Source organism: Streptosporangium sp. CA-135522, assembly GCF_050949235.1.
In the GTDB taxonomy this organism is placed as follows: domain Bacteria; phylum Actinomycetota; class Actinomycetes; order Streptosporangiales; family Streptosporangiaceae; genus Streptosporangium.
On the sequence record NZ_CP192026.1, the window covers coordinates 7,005,003 to 7,020,000 of the forward strand.

General features: G+C 71.8%; 13 protein-coding genes. 10 read left to right on the forward strand and 3 right to left on the reverse strand.

Annotated features, from left to right (window positions below):
* Positions 1–34: 34 nt before the first annotated feature.
* The 9 genes from ACQPYK_RS33415 to ACQPYK_RS33455 all read left to right on the forward strand — a co-directional run bounded on the left by ACQPYK_RS33415 (position 35) and on the right by ACQPYK_RS33455 (position 10,619).
* A complete protein-coding gene (locus tag ACQPYK_RS33415) occupies positions 35–748 on the forward strand; it encodes a M50 family metallopeptidase (protein WP_433239849.1) in 714 nt (237 codons plus the stop codon).
* 325 nt (positions 749–1,073) lie between these two features.
* Entirely contained in the window at positions 1,074–1,730 is a 657-nt protein-coding gene (locus tag ACQPYK_RS33420) for a sensor histidine kinase (protein WP_433239852.1), read from the forward strand.
* A 147-nt stretch (positions 1,731–1,877) separates the two neighbouring features.
* Positions 1,878–4,514 (forward strand): class III lanthionine synthetase LanKC, encoded by a 2,637-nt coding sequence (gene lanKC, locus ACQPYK_RS33425; protein ID WP_433239854.1) that lies wholly within the window; start codon positions 1,878–1,880, stop codon positions 4,512–4,514.
* Between the two features lie 4 nt (positions 4,515–4,518).
* Positions 4,519–4,650, forward strand: coding sequence for a SapB/AmfS family lanthipeptide (locus ACQPYK_RS33430; RefSeq protein WP_433239857.1), 132 nt, complete (start codon positions 4,519–4,521; stop codon positions 4,648–4,650).
* A gap of 32 nt (positions 4,651–4,682) precedes the next feature.
* Positions 4,683–4,814, forward strand: coding sequence for a SapB/AmfS family lanthipeptide (locus ACQPYK_RS33435; RefSeq protein WP_352007209.1), 132 nt, complete (start codon positions 4,683–4,685; stop codon positions 4,812–4,814).
* Between the two features lie 34 nt (positions 4,815–4,848).
* Positions 4,849–4,980, forward strand: a complete 132-nt coding sequence (locus ACQPYK_RS33440) for a SapB/AmfS family lanthipeptide (protein ID WP_433239857.1) — start codon at positions 4,849–4,851, stop codon at positions 4,978–4,980.
* Positions 4,981–5,075: 95 nt separating this feature from the next.
* Positions 5,076–6,758, forward strand: a complete 1,683-nt coding sequence (locus tag ACQPYK_RS33445) for an ABC transporter ATP-binding protein (protein WP_433239861.1) — start codon at positions 5,076–5,078, stop codon at positions 6,756–6,758.
* Positions 6,759–6,873: 115 nt separating this feature from the next.
* A complete protein-coding gene (locus ACQPYK_RS33450; protein ID WP_433239865.1) occupies positions 6,874–8,616 on the forward strand; it encodes an ATP-binding cassette domain-containing protein in 1,743 nt (580 codons plus the stop codon).
* Positions 8,613–10,619, forward strand: a complete 2,007-nt coding sequence (locus tag ACQPYK_RS33455; protein ID WP_433239868.1) for a prolyl oligopeptidase family serine peptidase — start codon at positions 8,613–8,615, stop codon at positions 10,617–10,619. The genes ACQPYK_RS33450 and ACQPYK_RS33455 overlap by 4 nt, the downstream gene beginning before the upstream one ends.
* A gap of 121 nt (positions 10,620–10,740) precedes the next feature.
* Here the strand turns inward: ACQPYK_RS33455 and ACQPYK_RS33460 are convergent, their stop codons facing one another.
* Positions 10,741–11,397, reverse strand: a complete 657-nt coding sequence (locus ACQPYK_RS33460) for a response regulator (RefSeq protein ID WP_433239871.1) — start codon at positions 11,395–11,397, stop codon at positions 10,741–10,743.
* A 331-nt stretch (positions 11,398–11,728) separates the two neighbouring features.
* On the opposite strand from ACQPYK_RS33460, the gene ACQPYK_RS33465 reads away from it, so the two are divergent.
* Positions 11,729–12,892 (forward strand): cytochrome P450, encoded by a 1,164-nt coding sequence (locus tag ACQPYK_RS33465; RefSeq protein WP_433239874.1) that lies wholly within the window; start codon positions 11,729–11,731, stop codon positions 12,890–12,892.
* Here ACQPYK_RS33465 and ACQPYK_RS33470 read toward each other — a convergent pair.
* Positions 12,879–13,640 (reverse strand): SAM-dependent methyltransferase, encoded by a 762-nt coding sequence (locus tag ACQPYK_RS33470; RefSeq protein ID WP_433239877.1) that lies wholly within the window; start codon positions 13,638–13,640, stop codon positions 12,879–12,881. The genes ACQPYK_RS33465 and ACQPYK_RS33470 overlap by 14 nt on opposite strands.
* A gap of 104 nt (positions 13,641–13,744) precedes the next feature.
* Positions 13,745–14,887, reverse strand: coding sequence for a Scr1 family TA system antitoxin-like transcriptional regulator (locus ACQPYK_RS33475; RefSeq protein WP_433239880.1), 1,143 nt, complete (start codon positions 14,885–14,887; stop codon positions 13,745–13,747).
* Positions 14,888–14,998 lie beyond the last annotated feature (111 nt).

Sequence of the window (14,998 nt, forward strand, 5' to 3'; positions counted from 1 at the left end):
GCTTTGCTTCGGCGTCGTGAAGGAGAAGTGATCGTTGTCCGAGGTCTGGGTGACCCTTACCAGGGCTCAGGCGGCCCCGCCCGTGTGGGTCGTGCTGCTGGCCGCGCTGGCCGCCCTGGCCGTGGTGGCGTGGTCCGCCTCCTGGCAGCTTTCCCGGGGCCTGGTCACGATCGCCCACGAGGGCGGGCACGCGCTGGTGGCGCTGCTGAGCCGGCGCAAGCTGCAGGGCGTCCGGCTGCACTCCGACACCTCGGGTGTCACGCTGACCCGGGGCAGGCCGACCGGGCCCGGAATGGTCCTGACGGCGGCCGCCGGATACGTCGCTCCGTCCCTGCTGGGGCTGGGCGGAGCGTGGCTGACCTCCTCCGGCCACATCACGATCCTGATCACGATCGTGATCGCCCTGCTCTTCTGCATGCTGTTGCTGATCCGCAATCTGTTCGGCGTGGTGAGCCTGCTGGCCACCGGTGGGGCGATATGCGCCTTCACCTGGTACTTCCCCCCCGACATGGACGCCGTCATCGCCTACCTGGCCGTCTGGTTCCTGCTGTTCGGCGGGGTCCGGCCGATCGTGGAGCTGCAGCGCAAGCGGCGGCACGGCCGCGCCCCGGACTCCGACGCCGACCAGCTCGCCCGGCTGACCTTCCTGCCCGGCGGGTTCTGGGTGCTGCTGTTCCTGCTGGTGGCGGGTGCCTGCCTGGTCGGCGGCGCCTACCTGCTGGTCCCGTTGCCGGCGGGCTTGGGCTGACCGGTCCCGTTGCCGGCGGGCCTGGGCCGACCGGTCCCGCTTGCCCGCTTGCCCGCCTGCCCCGCCTGCCCCGCCTGCCCCGCCGAGCGTTCGCCGCGAGCGTCGGCTCCGGTAATCCCGCCCGGCTAAGCGGGTTATAACAGTGCGTTATGGGCACCGGCTATCGCCATTCCGGGGATCACGCGACTACCGCAGGGTATTGTTCTCATTTATTGACAGTTAAACGATTTCTTGAGTTTATGTCAGGTATGCCGTCCCCCCTGGTGAGAGCCGGTCGATGCCGCCCCTGTTATACGTTGCCATAGCGTCCATAGCCGGAATTGTCATGTTTTTACTGAGCGTCACGGTCGTCCTGGCGGTCCGGATCAGGCGGCTGCGCGCCGAGCAGGAGAGAGCCGTCACCCAGGCACACGAGGAGCTCGCACGGGACATGCACGACCTCGTGGGGCACTGGCTGTGGCTGGCCTCCATCAAAAGCGAGCTCGCCTACCGGCAGGCGGCCGGCGACGCGCGCCTGCGCGGGGATCTGGGCGAGGCGCTGCAGGCCGTACGGCACGCCGCGCACGCCGTACGCAACGTCTCCAAGGTCCACCGGCACCTGTCCCTGCAGGGCGAGAGCATGCGGGCCCAAGCTCTCCTGGCGAGCTTCGGGGCCGAGTGCACGGTCCGGGTGGACGCCGGCGGACTACCCAGGGACATCAGCGCCGCCCTGGGCACCGTGGTCCGCGAGGGCGTCACGAACATGCTGCGGCACAGCGCGGTCAAGACATGCGTGATCGAGCTGGCCGGGCACGGCGGCCTGCTGCGGCTGACCGTCGCCAACGACGGCGCCTCCCGGCGCGCCCCCCACTCCTCCGCCGGCGACGGCCTGGGCAATCTGCACGATCGCGTGGCCCGGCTCGGCGGCACGATGCACGCCGCCGCGAGCGAGGACGGCTGGTTCAACCTGACCGCCGAAGTGCCGTGGAAGTTTTCCGAATAATTTTCACTTCTAATGCGAAAGTGCAGGTGGCGCACAACTTCATGTTCAAACCTGTGAATTTCGCACGCATGACTGGTTGAGCTTGTAACTAGTCATTCCTCGGGTTATCCGTAATTCTCTCTTCTGGAAGACAGCAGGGAGATTGCCGTGAATGACCAGTATGAGCTTTATTGCCTCGCGGACCGGATCTTTTACGACACCCTTGACGGCCGCCGGGGCGACCACCCCGATTTTCCGCTCGTCGCCCGGGATGTCCCGGACGGGTGGGAGCACCACGCGACCGACACCTGGATGCACTACGCCCCCCGCGGCACGCGGCGGCCGTCCCAGGGCTGGAAGATCCACGTGTCGGCCTGCCTGGACGACGCCGAACGCGCCATGGAAGCGGTCTGGGACTACTGCGTGCCACGCGGCATCGCCTTCAAGTTCCTGCGCAACCGGCCCGTCGTGGCGATGCTGAACTCCAAGGCCGCCCCCCGGGGGTCCAGCGGCAAGCTGGTGACGATCTACCCCGTGGACGAGGGCCAGCTCGAACTCACGCTGAAGGAACTCCACGAGCTGCTTCACGGCGTCAAGGGCCCCTACATCCTCAGCGATCTCCGCTACGGCGAAGGCCCCCTGTTCGTGCGCTACGGCGGCTTCACGGCACGGCGCTGCCTGAGTGAGAACGGCGAGCTGGTGCTCGCCATCGAGGACGGCGACGGACAGCTGGTCCCCGACGTGCGGGAGCCGGCCTTCAGCCTGCCCGCCTGGGTGACGCTGCCCGAGTTCCTCCAGCCCCACCTGGCGGCCCGTAACGCGGTCACCACCAACGGCCTGCCGTACACGATCGAGAGCGTCATGCAGTTCTCCAACGGCGGAGGCGTCTACCTCGGGCGGGATCTGCGCACCGACGAGCGGGTGGTGCTGAAGGAGGCGCGCCCGCACGCCGGGCTCGACGCCGCCGGCCGGGACGCCGTGACACGGCTGGCGCACGAGCGCGACATGCTGGAGCGTCTGTCCGGGCTGGAATCGGTGCCCGCGCTGGTCGACTACTTCACGCTCGGCGACCACCACTTCCTGGTCCAGGAATTCGTCGACGGCAACCCGCTGCAGCGGCAGCTCGTGCAGAGATACCCGCTGACCCGCGCGAACTGCGACGAGACGACCGTCGCCGAATACACCTCGTGGGTGCTGGAGATGCTCGCCGGGGTCCGGCGGGCGGTGGAGTCCCTGCACGGGCGGGGAGTGGTCTTCGGCGACCTGCACCCCAACAACATCCTCCTCACCGAGGAGGGACGACTGGTCCTGATCGACTACGAGGTCGCGACCCTCGCCGAGGACCGCGGTCGCGCCGCCCTCGGCCACCCGGCCTTCGGCGCGCCACCCGACCGGCAGGGTGTCGACATCGACGTCTACGCCCTCGCCTGCCTGTGCCTCGGGCTGTTCGCCCCCCAGTTGACGATCATGCTTCCGCTCGACCGGGCCAAGGCGGTCCAGATCGGCGAGCTCGTCGCGGAGACCTTCCCCGTGCCGGCCGCGGTGATCGACGAGGCTGTCCGGACCATCATGGGAACCGATCCGGCGAAGGCGCGGCCGGTGCCCCGGCCGGGCAGGGACGGCTGGCCCCGGACCGGGGAGGCGATGCGGCAGGCCATCCTGGCCAGCGCCACCCCCGAGCGTGAGGACCGGCTCTTCCCCGGCGACGTGGCGCAGTTCCAGCCCGGCGGGGGCATCAACCTCGCCTACGGCGCGGCGGGAGTGCTCTACGCGCTGGAGGCGGCCGGGATGGGCCGCTTCCCCGAGCACGAGGACTGGTTGCGCCGCAGGGCACTGGCCCCCGCGCCGGGGACGGGCATCGGCTTCTACGACGGGCTCCACGGTGTGGCCTACGTCCTCGACCTGCTCGGGCACCGTCAGGACGCGCTCGACACGGTGGAGTCGTGCCTTCGGGAGAGATGGGAGTCCCTGGAGCTCGGCCTGTTCGGCGGTCTCGCCGGAGCCGGGCTGAACCTGCTCCACCTTGGCGAGACGACCGGCGAGCGGGCACTTACCGATCTGGGACTGCACATCACCGGCGTCTGCGCCGACAGACTCGGCGGCCCCGACGACGTGCCGGAGATCAGCGGCGGGACCAACCCCCGCGCCGGGCTGATGTACGGCTCCGCCGGGCCCGCCCTGCTCTTCCTGCACGCCTACGAGCGGACCGGAGACACCTCGCTGCTCGACCGGGCGGCCGTGGCGCTGCGCCAGGACCTGCGGCGGTGCGTCTCAGGCGAGGACGGCACGCTTCAGGTCACCCAGGGCTGGCGCATTCTGCCCTACCTGGACGAGGGCTCCGTGGGCATCGGCCTGGTGCTGGCCCGCTATCTGGCCCATCGTGACGACGAGGAGTTCCGGACCGCGCTCGGCGGCTGCCGGCTCGTCACCCGGGGACGCTACTTCGTCCAGTCCGGGCTGTTCACCGGCCGGAGCGGCATGATCATGGCCCTGGCCACGGGTCTCGGACCGGCGCCGCACGATCCCGACATCGACCTGGCCGAGCAGATCCGCGGGCTGGGCTGGCACGCGCTGCCCTACGGCGGCGGCCTGGCCTTCCCCGGCGACCAACTGCTCAGGCTCTCCATGGACTTCGCGACCGGCACGGCCGGAGTCCTGTTCGCGATGAGCGCCGCGCTGCGCGAGCGGCCGGTGTTCCTCCCCTTTACCGAGCCGCCCGGCGGCACAGGCGCCCTGTCCATGGCATTGCCTGTGCATGGATCCGCCGAGCGGCTTCACTCTCACGAGTCACCGAAGGAGGTGTAACTACATGGTACTTCTCGACCTGCAGAGCCTGGAAGCCCCCACCGGCGGTGGCGGCGGCGGTGGCGGCAGCACGCTCACCGTGCTCGGGTGCGAGTCCCACACCCCGAGCAACCTCAGCCTCGTGCTGTGCCACTAGTCCTTCCAGCTCACCAGAAGCGGAGTAACACCATGGTTCTTCTCGACCTGCAGACCCTGGAGACCCCGGGCGGCGGCCACGGCGGCGGCGGTGGCAGCACCCTGACCGTGCTCGGGTGCGAGTCCCACACCCCCAGCAACCTCAGCCTCGTCCTGTGCCACTGACAGTCACCTTCTCAACCGAAATGAGGTAAGGAAAATGGTTCTTCTCGACCTGCAGAGCCTGGAAGCCCCCACCGGCGGTGGCGGCGGCGGTGGCGGCAGCACCCTGACCGTACTCGGGTGCGAGTCCCACACCCCCAGCAACCTCAGCCTCGTCCTCTGCCACTGACGGACGACCGGTTGCCCGGGACGGCCAGCGACGGCGGCCGTCCCGGGCCACCGCCCTTTCCACCGCTCCACCACGCCGCCGACGAGGGAGGACAGGTGCGCACTGCGGATCGCCTGGTGGCCGAGACCGTACGGCGCGGCGGCATCTGGCTGGGTGTCCTCGCCGTCACCTCCGTCGTCGGCGCCTTCGCCGAGCTGGCCCTCCCGCTGGTGCTGGGCAGGACCGTCGACAGCCTGGTGGCCGCCGAGCCCGCGAGCCGGGCCTGGCTCGGCGTCTGCGCCGCGATCGTGGTCACGGCGGTGCTCTGTGACACCCTCGGTGCCTGGGGCGCCGGAGCCGGCAGCGCCCAGGTCTCGGGATGGCTGCGCCGGCGGATCCTGCGGCACGTCCTCGGGGTCGGCCCCGCGATGACCCGCCGCTTCCCCGAAGGGGATCTGGTCACCCGGACGGGGATGAACGCCGAAGAGGCGGGACGTGCGCCGGAGGCGATCATCACCGGAGCGGCGCTGATCATCCCCACGGCGGGCGGCATCGTGGCGCTCACCCTCATCGACTTTCGGCTGACCCTCACCCTGGTGGCCGGCCTCGTCCTCATCGCCCTGACGCTGCGGGCGTTCTTCCACACGACCACCTCGATCGCCGGCGGCTACCAGGAGGCGCAGGGCGACATCGCCGCCCGCCTGGTCGACGCCCTCGCCGGAGCCCGCACGATCGCCGCGGCCGGCACCGCCGCACGGGAGAGATCGCGGGTGCTGGCCGCGCTTCCGCGGTTGCGCACGCACGCCATGGACATGTGGCGGGCCAACGCCCGGGCCGGTGTCCAGGCGGGCGCCGTGGTGCCGCTGCTGGAGGTGGCCGTGCTGGGGGTGGGCGGACTGCGCCTGGCGAGTGGCGACCTCACGGTCGGCGAGCTGTACTCCGCCGCCCGCTACGTCGTGCTCGGGGCCGGTCTCGGCGCCGCGCTCGGCCACATCAACCGCCTGGCCCGGGCGCGCGCGGCCGCCGGCCGGGTCGTCGAGCTGATCGCCGAGAAACCGCGGGCCTACGGCGGGCGACCGCTGCCCGACGGTCCCGGCACCCTGGAGCTGCGCGGCGTCGGCGCGGACGGCCTCGGCGGTCCCGGCGGCGTCGACCTCGTCGTTCCCGGCGGGTGCGCGGTGGCCGTGGTCGGCCGTTCCGGTGCGGGCAAGTCCCTGCTCGCCGCCCTCGCCGGCCGTCTGCTGGACCCCTCCCGCGGGACGGTCCGCCTGGACGGCGTGCCGCTGCCCGACCTGTCCGCCGAGGCGCTGCGCCAGGCCGTCGGTTACGCCTTCGAACGTCCCGTCCTGGTCGGTGACACCGTCACCGACGCCATCGGCCTCGGACTCGACGATCCCGACCCGGAGACCGTGCGCGCGGCCGCCCGCGCGGCGTGCGCCGACGCCTTCGTCCGGCGCCTACCGCTGGGATACGACACCCCGCTCGCGCGGGCGCCGATGTCCGGCGGAGAGAGACAGCGGATCGGTCTGGCCCGCGCCTTCGCGCACGGGCGACGCCTGCTCGTCCTGGACGACGCCACCTCCAGCCTGGACACCGTCACCGAACGCCAGGTCGGCAGGGCGCTGGCCGGCGAGCTGCGCGGCCGTACGCGCCTGATCGTGGCCCACCGGGTGGCGACCGCGGCGGCGGCCGACCGGGTGATCTGGCTGGACGGCGGCCGGATACGCGCCTACGACAGGCACCACGTGCTGTGGGACGACCCCGCCTACCGCGCCGTCTTCCGGGCGGACGCCTCGTGAACCGCGTCCGTCGGGTCCGCTCGCGCCCGATCCCCGTCAACCGCGACCGCCCGCTCCCCTCCCAGGTGGATGCCCCATGAACAGCCGCCACCGGGCCTTCGGTCCAGCGAAACTCGTGAACCGTCCGATCCGCCGGGCGCTGCGGCGGGATCCACGCCGGCTGGTGATGCTCGGCGTCTGGTCGGTCGCGGAGACCGCCCCCGCGCTCGTCATCGGGGTGGCCATCGCGCGGGCGATCGACGGGGGCTTCGCCGCCGGCCGGCCGGGCGCCGGCTTCGCGTGGCTGGCCGTGCTCGCCTGTGCCTGGCTGGTGGCCGCGGTCGGCGCGCGGCAGGTCGTGCTGGCCGTCGCCTCGATCGTCGAACCGTTCCGGGAGGACCTGCTCGGCCACGTCGTCGAGAGCGCGCTGGACCGCTCGGCCGCGTCCGGCCGGGGGCCGGGCACGGCGGCGGTGGCCCGGTCGAGCCTGCAGGTCGAACTGGCCCGCGACGCCCTCGCCTCGGTCATCACGGTCGTCAGGTCCTTCGTCTTCACCACGGTGAGCGTGGTGCTCGGCCTGACGACGCTGATCCCCCAGGTACTCGTACTGGTCCTGCCGCCGTTCGTCGCCGGTCTCGGCCTTTTCCTGCTGTCGCTGCCGGCCATGGCCCGCAGGCAGCGGGCGTTCCTCCTGGCCGACGAGCGCACCGCCGAGTCGGTCACCGGCATGGCCGGTGGGCTGCGTGACATCGCCGCCTGCGTGGCGCACGACAAAGTGGCCGCCAGGATCGGCCGGCAGGTGACCGAGCAGGCCGACGCGGGGCGCGCGCTGGCCCGGGTGACCGCGCTGCGCACGCTGTCGCTGGCGGTGGGGGGCTGGCTGCCGGTTCTGCTCGTGCTCGCCGGCACTCCCTGGCTGCTGCGCCAGGGAGCCGGGGCCGGGGTGGTCCTCGGCGCCCTGGCCTACATCACGCAGTCCCTGGCCCCGGCTCTCGGCAACCTCGTGGAGGGCCTGGGCATCAGCGGAGTACGGCTGCGCGTGTCGCTGGAGCGCATCCTGCGCGCGGACGACGGCTCGGACAGCGGCTCGGACAGCGGCTCGGACGGCGCCCCCGTTCGCCCGGTGAGCGGGCGGCAGACGCCCCGGGACGCGGGGGTCCGGCTGCGCGAGGTGACGTTCGCCTACGGACCGCACGCCGAACCGGTGATCGCCGATCTCGACCTGTCCGTCCCCGAGGGGGACCACATCGCCGTGGTGGGGCCCAGCGGCATCGGCAAGTCCACCCTCGCCGCGCTCGTCACGGGGACGCTCCGGCCGGACACCGGCCAGGTCCTGGTCGGCGGTGTCCACGCCGACCGGCTCGACCCGGCCCACCGGGTGCTCATCCCCCAGGAGGCCTACGTCTTCCGGGGCTCGCTCATGGAGAACCTGACCTACCTGGCCCAGGCGTCGCCGGAGGCCGTGGCGGAGGCCGCGGCGGCGGTCGGCCTGACCCCGGTGGTCACGCGGCTGGGCGGCTACTTCGCCGAGGTCCGTTCCGGCATGCTGTCGCCGGCCGAGCGCCAGCTGATCGCCCTGACCCGGGCCTACCTGGCCCCGGCCCGCCTGGTGATCCTCGACGAGGCGACCTGCCATCTGGACCCGGCGGCCGAGGCGCGCGCGGAAGAGGCGTTCGCCCGGCGCGGAGGCACCCTCCTCGTCATCGCCCATCGGCTGACCTCGGCGCTGCGCGCCCGGCGGATCCTCGTCATGGACGGCACCAGCGTCCGGCTGGGCGGGCACGGGGAGATGCTCACCGCCTCGCCGCTCTACGCGGACCTGGTCGGCCACTGGAACCCGTCGAACGCCCAGTCGAACACCCAGGAGCTGGTGCCATGATCTATCCTCCCGCCGAGCGGCAGCCGATCGTCGACCATCTGCACGGCCGCGCCGTACCCGACCCCTATCGGTGGCTGGAGGATCCGGCGAGTCAGGCGACGCGCGACTGGCTGGCCGCCCAGGAGAAGCTGTGGCGAGACCACGCCGCCGCGCTCCCCGGGCGCGACGGGTGGCACGCCCGGGTGTCGGAGCTCACCGGCGTCGGGACGGTCGGCCCGCCCGCCTGGCGCGGGGAACGCCGATTCTTCCTGCGTCGTACGGCCCGGCAGGAGCACGCGGTGCTCTACGTCGCCGGGCCGGGGCGCGTGGAGCAGGCCCTCGTCGATCCGATGGAGCTCGATCCCAGCGGCCTGACCACGCTCGACCACTGGCAGCCCGACCCGCACGGCCGGTTGCTGGCCTACCAGCTGTCCAGAAGCGGCGACGAGCGATCGGAGCTGTACGTCATGGACGTCGGCACCCGGCAGGTCGTCGACGGCCCCATCGACCGATGCCGCTACGCGCCCGTGGTCTGGCTCCCGGACGGCAAGGCGTTCTTCTACGTCCGCTCCCGCCAGGTCTGCCTGCACCGGCTCGGCACCCCGGCGGGGCAAGACACGGTGATCTGTGCGGCCGAGCGGTCCTACGGCCTGGGAATCAGCCACGACGGCCGCTGGCTGACGGTGTCGGCGGCGGCCGGCGGCGGCAACGACCTGTGGCTGGCCGACCTGTCGGCGTCCTGCCCCGACTCTCCCTCACTGCGCGTGGTCCAGGAGAGCACGGACGTGGTGACGGTGCCCGCCGTCGGCCGCGACGGGCGCATGTACCTCCTGACCACCCTGGGCGCGCCCCGGGGCCGCCTGTGCGTCGCCGATCCGGCCCACCCCGGGCCCGAGCACTGGCGCGAGCTGGTCGGCCCGGACCCGGAGGCGGTGATCGCCGATTTCGCCGTCCTCGACGACTCGGTGCTCGTGGTCGCCCGGACCAGGCACGCGATCAGCGAGCTCAGCGTCCACGACCTGGCCACCGGCGAACCGCTCGGCCGGGTGCCGCTGCCCGGTCTCGGCTCGGCCGGACGGATGTCCACCCGGCCCGAGGGCGGCCACGAGGTCTGGTTCACCTATACCGACAGCGTCACCCCCGCGGGCGTGCACCGCTATGACGCGCGCACCGGCCGCAGCTCCCTGTGGGACCCCGCCCCCGGCAGCGTCGAGGTGCCGGAGCTGTCGGCCCGCAGGCTCGTCTACACCTCGGCGGACGGCACCGCGGTGCGGATGGTCGTGCTGGCCCGGCCCGGATCCGGCCCTCGGCCGACGATCCTGTACGGCTACGGCGGGTTCGGGCTCTCGCTCACCCCCTCCTACTCCAGCTACATCCTGCCCTGGGTCGAGGCGGGCGGGGTCTTCGCGCTCGCCCAGCTGCGCGGCGGCGGCGAGGAGGGCGCGCAGTGGCACCGCGCCGGCATGCTCGACCGCAAGCAGAACGTCTTCGACGACTTCATCGCGGCGGCCGAACGTCTCATCGCCGACGGCTGGACCACCGCCGCGCAACTGGCCGCCTGCGGCGAGTCGAACGGCGGGCTGCTGGTCGGCGCGGCGGTGACGCAGCGGCCGGACCTGTTCGCCGCCGCGGTCTGCTCGGCCCCGCTGCTCGACATGGTCCGTTACGAGCGCTCCGGCCTCGGCCCCTCCTGGCGACCGGAGTACGGTTCGGCCGCCGACCCCGAGCAGCTGGGCTGGCTGCTGGGCTACTCCCCCTACCACCGGGTCAGGGACGGGGTGGACTACCCGGCGATACTGTTGACCGCGTTCGGCGGCGACTCCCGCGTGGATCCCTGCCATGCCCGGAAGATGTGCGCGGCGCTGCAATGGGCGACCTCGGGCTCCCGGCCGGTCCTGCTGCGTCATGAAAGCGACGTCGGGCACGGGGCTCGGGCGGCCGGCCGGGCGGCCGGGCTGGCCGCCGACATGCTCGCCTTCCTCGCCGCGCACACCGGCCTGAGGGGACGACCTGAGGGCCGCTGACCTGCGCCCCGCCGGTCCCTTGAATGCGCCGAAGGCTCGGCGGAGCTCAGGACCGGCGGCTCGAAGGCCCGGCGCCTGGCCGCCGCCGGGGCGCGCTCCACTCCGCTCCGGGCGTCGAGCGTCAGTTCACGTCCCGGTAGCGGATCAGCCCGATCCCCCGCACGTCGTCCGGCCACAGCCACCCGGCCTCCCGGGCGATGGTGACCGCCTCCACCCGTGTCCGGGCGCCGATCTTGGAAAGGATCCGCGACAGGTAGTTGCGGACCGTGCCACCGGACAGGAAGAGGCGGTCGGCGATCTCACTGACCGGTGCTCCCTCGGCCGCGGCCTTGAGGACTTCCAGCTCGCGCGTGGTGAGGGGATTCTGCCTGGCGTTCAGCGCCGCGACCGCGAGCTCGGGATCGATGACCCGCTCCCCGGCGGCCACCCGGCGCACGGTCTGGGCGAGCTGTCCGGCCGGGGCGTCCTTGACGACGAACCCCCGCGCGCCGGCCTCCAGCGCCCGGCGCAGCGCCGCCGGCGTCGCCAGGCCGGTCAGGATCACCGCCCTGCACTCGGGAAGCCTGCGGTGCAGTTCCGCCGTGGCGGTCAGACCGTCGGTGCCCGGCAGGCCGATGTCGACGAGCGCGATGTCGGGTCTGTGGGACAGGCAGGCGGTCACCACGTCGTCACCGTGTCCTACCTCTTCGACCACCTTGATGTCGTGTTCTACGGAGAGCAGGGCGACCATGGCTCCACGGACGAGATGCATGTCCTCGGCGATCAGGACGCTTATCACCGGTTGTCTCCCCTGTTCGGTGACCCATTCGCGAGCTCCCGGACCATGGCTGCTACCCCGGGAAGTCAGACGACTACCCTAGATAGTCGAGTTAAGCATCAGTTCCCCAAATTCGGATGAAAATCACGACCCTCACGGAAATCATCCCTCGCGGGAACGGCCCTCACGGAAACGGCCCGTGACCGTACCGACGGCTCGGGCGCGGCGGGGCCCTGCCGGCCTCGGGACACGGCCGGCGCACCGGACGGACATCCGACCGGAAGCGTATTGCCCTGATCGTCCGGTTCGCTGATGATGAGGGTCGTGTCCGCCGTGCCGGAATGAGGGCCCGTTGCTCTACAACCCGTTCGACCACGCGCTGCAGGAGAACCCCTACCCCACCTACGCGCGGTTGCGCGACGAGGCTCCGCTCCACCACAACGAGGACCTCGACTTCTGGGCGCTGTCACGGCACGCCGACGTCAACGCGGCGTTTCGCGACCCCGCTCTTTTCTCCAGCGCCCACGGGGTCACCCTGGAGATGTGGGACCCGAACGCGTCCGCTCTGGTGGGGTTCCTCGCGATGGACCCTCCCCGCCACACCCGGATGCGGGCGCTGGTCTCCCGAGGGTTCACGCCCACCAGGGTGGCCGGCCTGGAGCCCGCCGTACGCGCCGTCGCCCGGCAGGTCCTCGCCCCGGCCCTGGAGGCGGGGACGTTCGACTTCGCCGAGGTGGTGTCGGCGATCCCGGTCCACGTCGTCTCCGAACTGCTCGGCGTCCCGCGGGAGGACCGGGCGGAGATGCTGCGCCTGTCGGAGATCATCATCACCCGCTACGACGGAGACACCGGGATACCCCAGGCGTTCTGGGACGCCGCCGTCACGCTGACCGCGGCGTACACGGAGCTGATCGCCGGACGGCGGGCCCGGCCGCGGGACGACCTCGTCAGCGCGCTCGTCCTGGCCGACATCGACGGCGACCGGCTCAGCGACGAGGAGATCGTCGCGGTGCTGTCGCTGATCGGCGTCGCGGGCAACGAGTCGGTGACCAAGCTGGCGGCGAACGCCTGGTACCAGGCCTGGCTCCATCCGGACCAGCGTGCGATCGCCTGGCGGGGGGCGATCGCGGCGTGGGTGGAGGAGACGCTCCGCTATGACGGGTCCGCGCAGATGGTCGCCCGGCGGCTCACCCGCGACACCGTTCTGCACGGCACTGCGGTTCCGGCCGGCGCCCGCATGGTGTTGCTGGGCGCCTCCGCCAACCGCGACCCGCGCGTCTTCCCGCACGCGGACCGCTACGATCTGGGCCGCGACACCGCCCAGGCCCTCGCGTTCGGGTCCGGGCCGCACTTCTGCCTCGGCGCGGCCCTCGCCCGCCTGCAGCTCAGGGTCGTCCTGGAGGAACTCGTCGCCGTGGTGGACGACTACGACATCGACGAGACGGGCATCGCGTTCGTGCACTCGCCGAACCTGCGCGGCTTCCGCGCGCTGCCGACCACGGTCAAGCGCCGGTAGGCAGGCGGCCGACTCCGCCGTACAGACCCGTGGGAGCGAGGTCGGGACCGGTGGGACGCCAGAACGCCAGGTCCACCATGCCCGGCTCCAGCAGCTCGAACCCGGCGAACAGGGCGGCGATCTCGTCACGGGTGCGCACGTAGGCCTGCGACGCCTTGCGGATCTGCTCCTTACGGTCCTCCCAGCCCTCCACCACGCCGTGGGAGATCGCCAGGAAGCTCCCGGCGGGGAGGGCGTCGCGGAACGTGCGCACGATCCTCGCGGGGTCGTCCTCGTCGGAGACGAAGTGCAACAGCGCCACCATCAGCAGGCCGACCGGCTGGGACCAGTCGATGAAGTCCCGCACCACCGGGTCGTCCAGGATCTGCTGCGGCCTCGTGGCGTCGCCGCCGACGATGCGCACCCGGTCCGAACCCGTCATGAGCGCGCGGGCGTGCGCCAGGACGATCTCGTCGTGGTCGACGTAGACGACGCGGGTGTCGGGCGCGACGGCGTGGGCGATCTCGTGGACGTTGCCGCTGGCCGGCAGGCCCGCCCCGATGTCGAGGAACTGGCGGATCCCCTGGTCCACGAGGTGGCCGACCACCCTGCCGAGAAACCGGCGGTTCTCCACGAACGACCTGCGCGCGTCCGGGTTGAGCTCCAGGATCCGCTGTGCGGCCGCGCGGTCGGCGGGGAAGTTCTCCCTGCCGCCGATCATCCAGTCGTAGACGCGCGCCGGGTGCGGTTTGGCGGTGTCGAAGTTCACGCGTGATCACCTTCACTGTCGGGGGGGCGGTGCGCGCCGCCACAGTAGTCCCCCGATGGTCCTCGGTGGTTCCCCGGTGCCTGCCGCCCGGCCCGGAGCGCCGGTCAGATCAGCTCGCGAAGCCTGTCGCGGACCTCCGTGAGCACGTCGACCGTCTCCTCCGGCATGCACGCCGCCACCGTCAACCTGGCGAACGCCTCGTGGTAGCCGTCCACGTCCGCGCCGTCCAGCACGAAGTCGTTGTTGAACTGGTGGACCGAGACCACCGGATCCATGTCGGGGAAGCGGAACATGCTGAAGGGCGCCGATCGCGGCACATATGGCGACGTCAGCCTCGTCACCTGCAGCGTGACGTGGGGCTGCTTCGACATGTCGATCAGATGGCTCAGCTGGTCGGCCTGCGCCTGGGGACCGGCGATGCACCGCATCAGCACCGTCTCGTCGACGACCGCCCACAGCGTCGGGCCCGCCTCCCCCGCCAGCGCGTCCTGTCTGCGCATCGTCGTCTCCACCGCTCCTTCGACGAGTTCCGGCGTCGGGAAGGGATTCTGGGACGCGCGGACCGCCGCCGCGGCGTACTCGACGGTCTGCAGCAGCGGGGGGACGAACTGGATCTGGTAGGTGCGGACCAACTCCGCGCGCTGCTCCAGCCCGAACGTCGCCGACACCCACAGCGGGATGGCGGGCATGTCCCACCATCCCGGCTCACGCTCGCCGCGGGCGATGGACAGGACCGCCTCGCGCTGGAAGCGGGCGGTCACGCCGTAGAGGGTGAGCAGCGCTTCGACATCGTCGAGTGGGGTCTCAGTCCCGACGACGCCGTTCTCCACGGACGTGACCACCCGCTCATCGACGTCGACCATGTCCCCGGCTTGCGCCGGAGACAGCCCGCGCGCCTCCCGTAGGAGCCGCAGCCGCTCGCCCAGAACAGCGCGCTGGCCGGCGTCGAGCTTTCCGACGAGGCGCGGCGGGTTCTCCTCGATGTCGAGGAGGACCGAACCGCTCTCGCCGGAAGAGAAAGGGCTAGGGATGTCATCCCCCACAAGCCATCCCACAGGCACCTTGAGCAGCGCGGCGAGCGCCGTGAGCTGCTCCAGGGTCGGATTGGTCCGCTGGCCCTTGCTCAGCTGGTGGATGTAGACGTGAGTGGTCTGCAGTCCCGCGTCGGTGACGGCTCTCGCTGCCCGCCGAGTGGAGTAGCCGCGATGACGCAGCGCCTCCCCCAGCCGGTCGGCGAGACTCGCCACACATACCTCCTGTCCGGGAATGGCCGTGTAGACGACGCGAGAAGCTCAGAATACGCGCGTTAACCGATAGTTAACAGCCCCAATCCGGTCAGCAGCCCGCCGAGAACATCG

Bases quoted from the DNA above. Each gene is read 5' to 3' on its own strand.
- ACQPYK_RS33420 (WP_433239852.1), top strand. From the start codon at position 1,074: ATGTTTTTACTGAGCGTCACGGTCGTCCTGGCGGTCCGGATCAGGCGG.
- ACQPYK_RS33430 (WP_433239857.1), top strand. From the start codon at position 4,519: ATGGTACTTCTCGACCTGCAGAGCCTGGAAGCCCCCACCGGCGGTGGC.
- ACQPYK_RS33435 (WP_352007209.1), top strand. From the start codon at position 4,683: ATGGTTCTTCTCGACCTGCAGACCCTGGAGACCCCGGGCGGCGGCCAC.
- ACQPYK_RS33440 (WP_433239857.1), top strand. From the start codon at position 4,849: ATGGTTCTTCTCGACCTGCAGAGCCTGGAAGCCCCCACCGGCGGTGGC.
- ACQPYK_RS33455 (WP_433239868.1), top strand. From the start codon at position 8,613: ATGATCTATCCTCCCGCCGAGCGGCAGCCGATCGTCGACCATCTGCAC.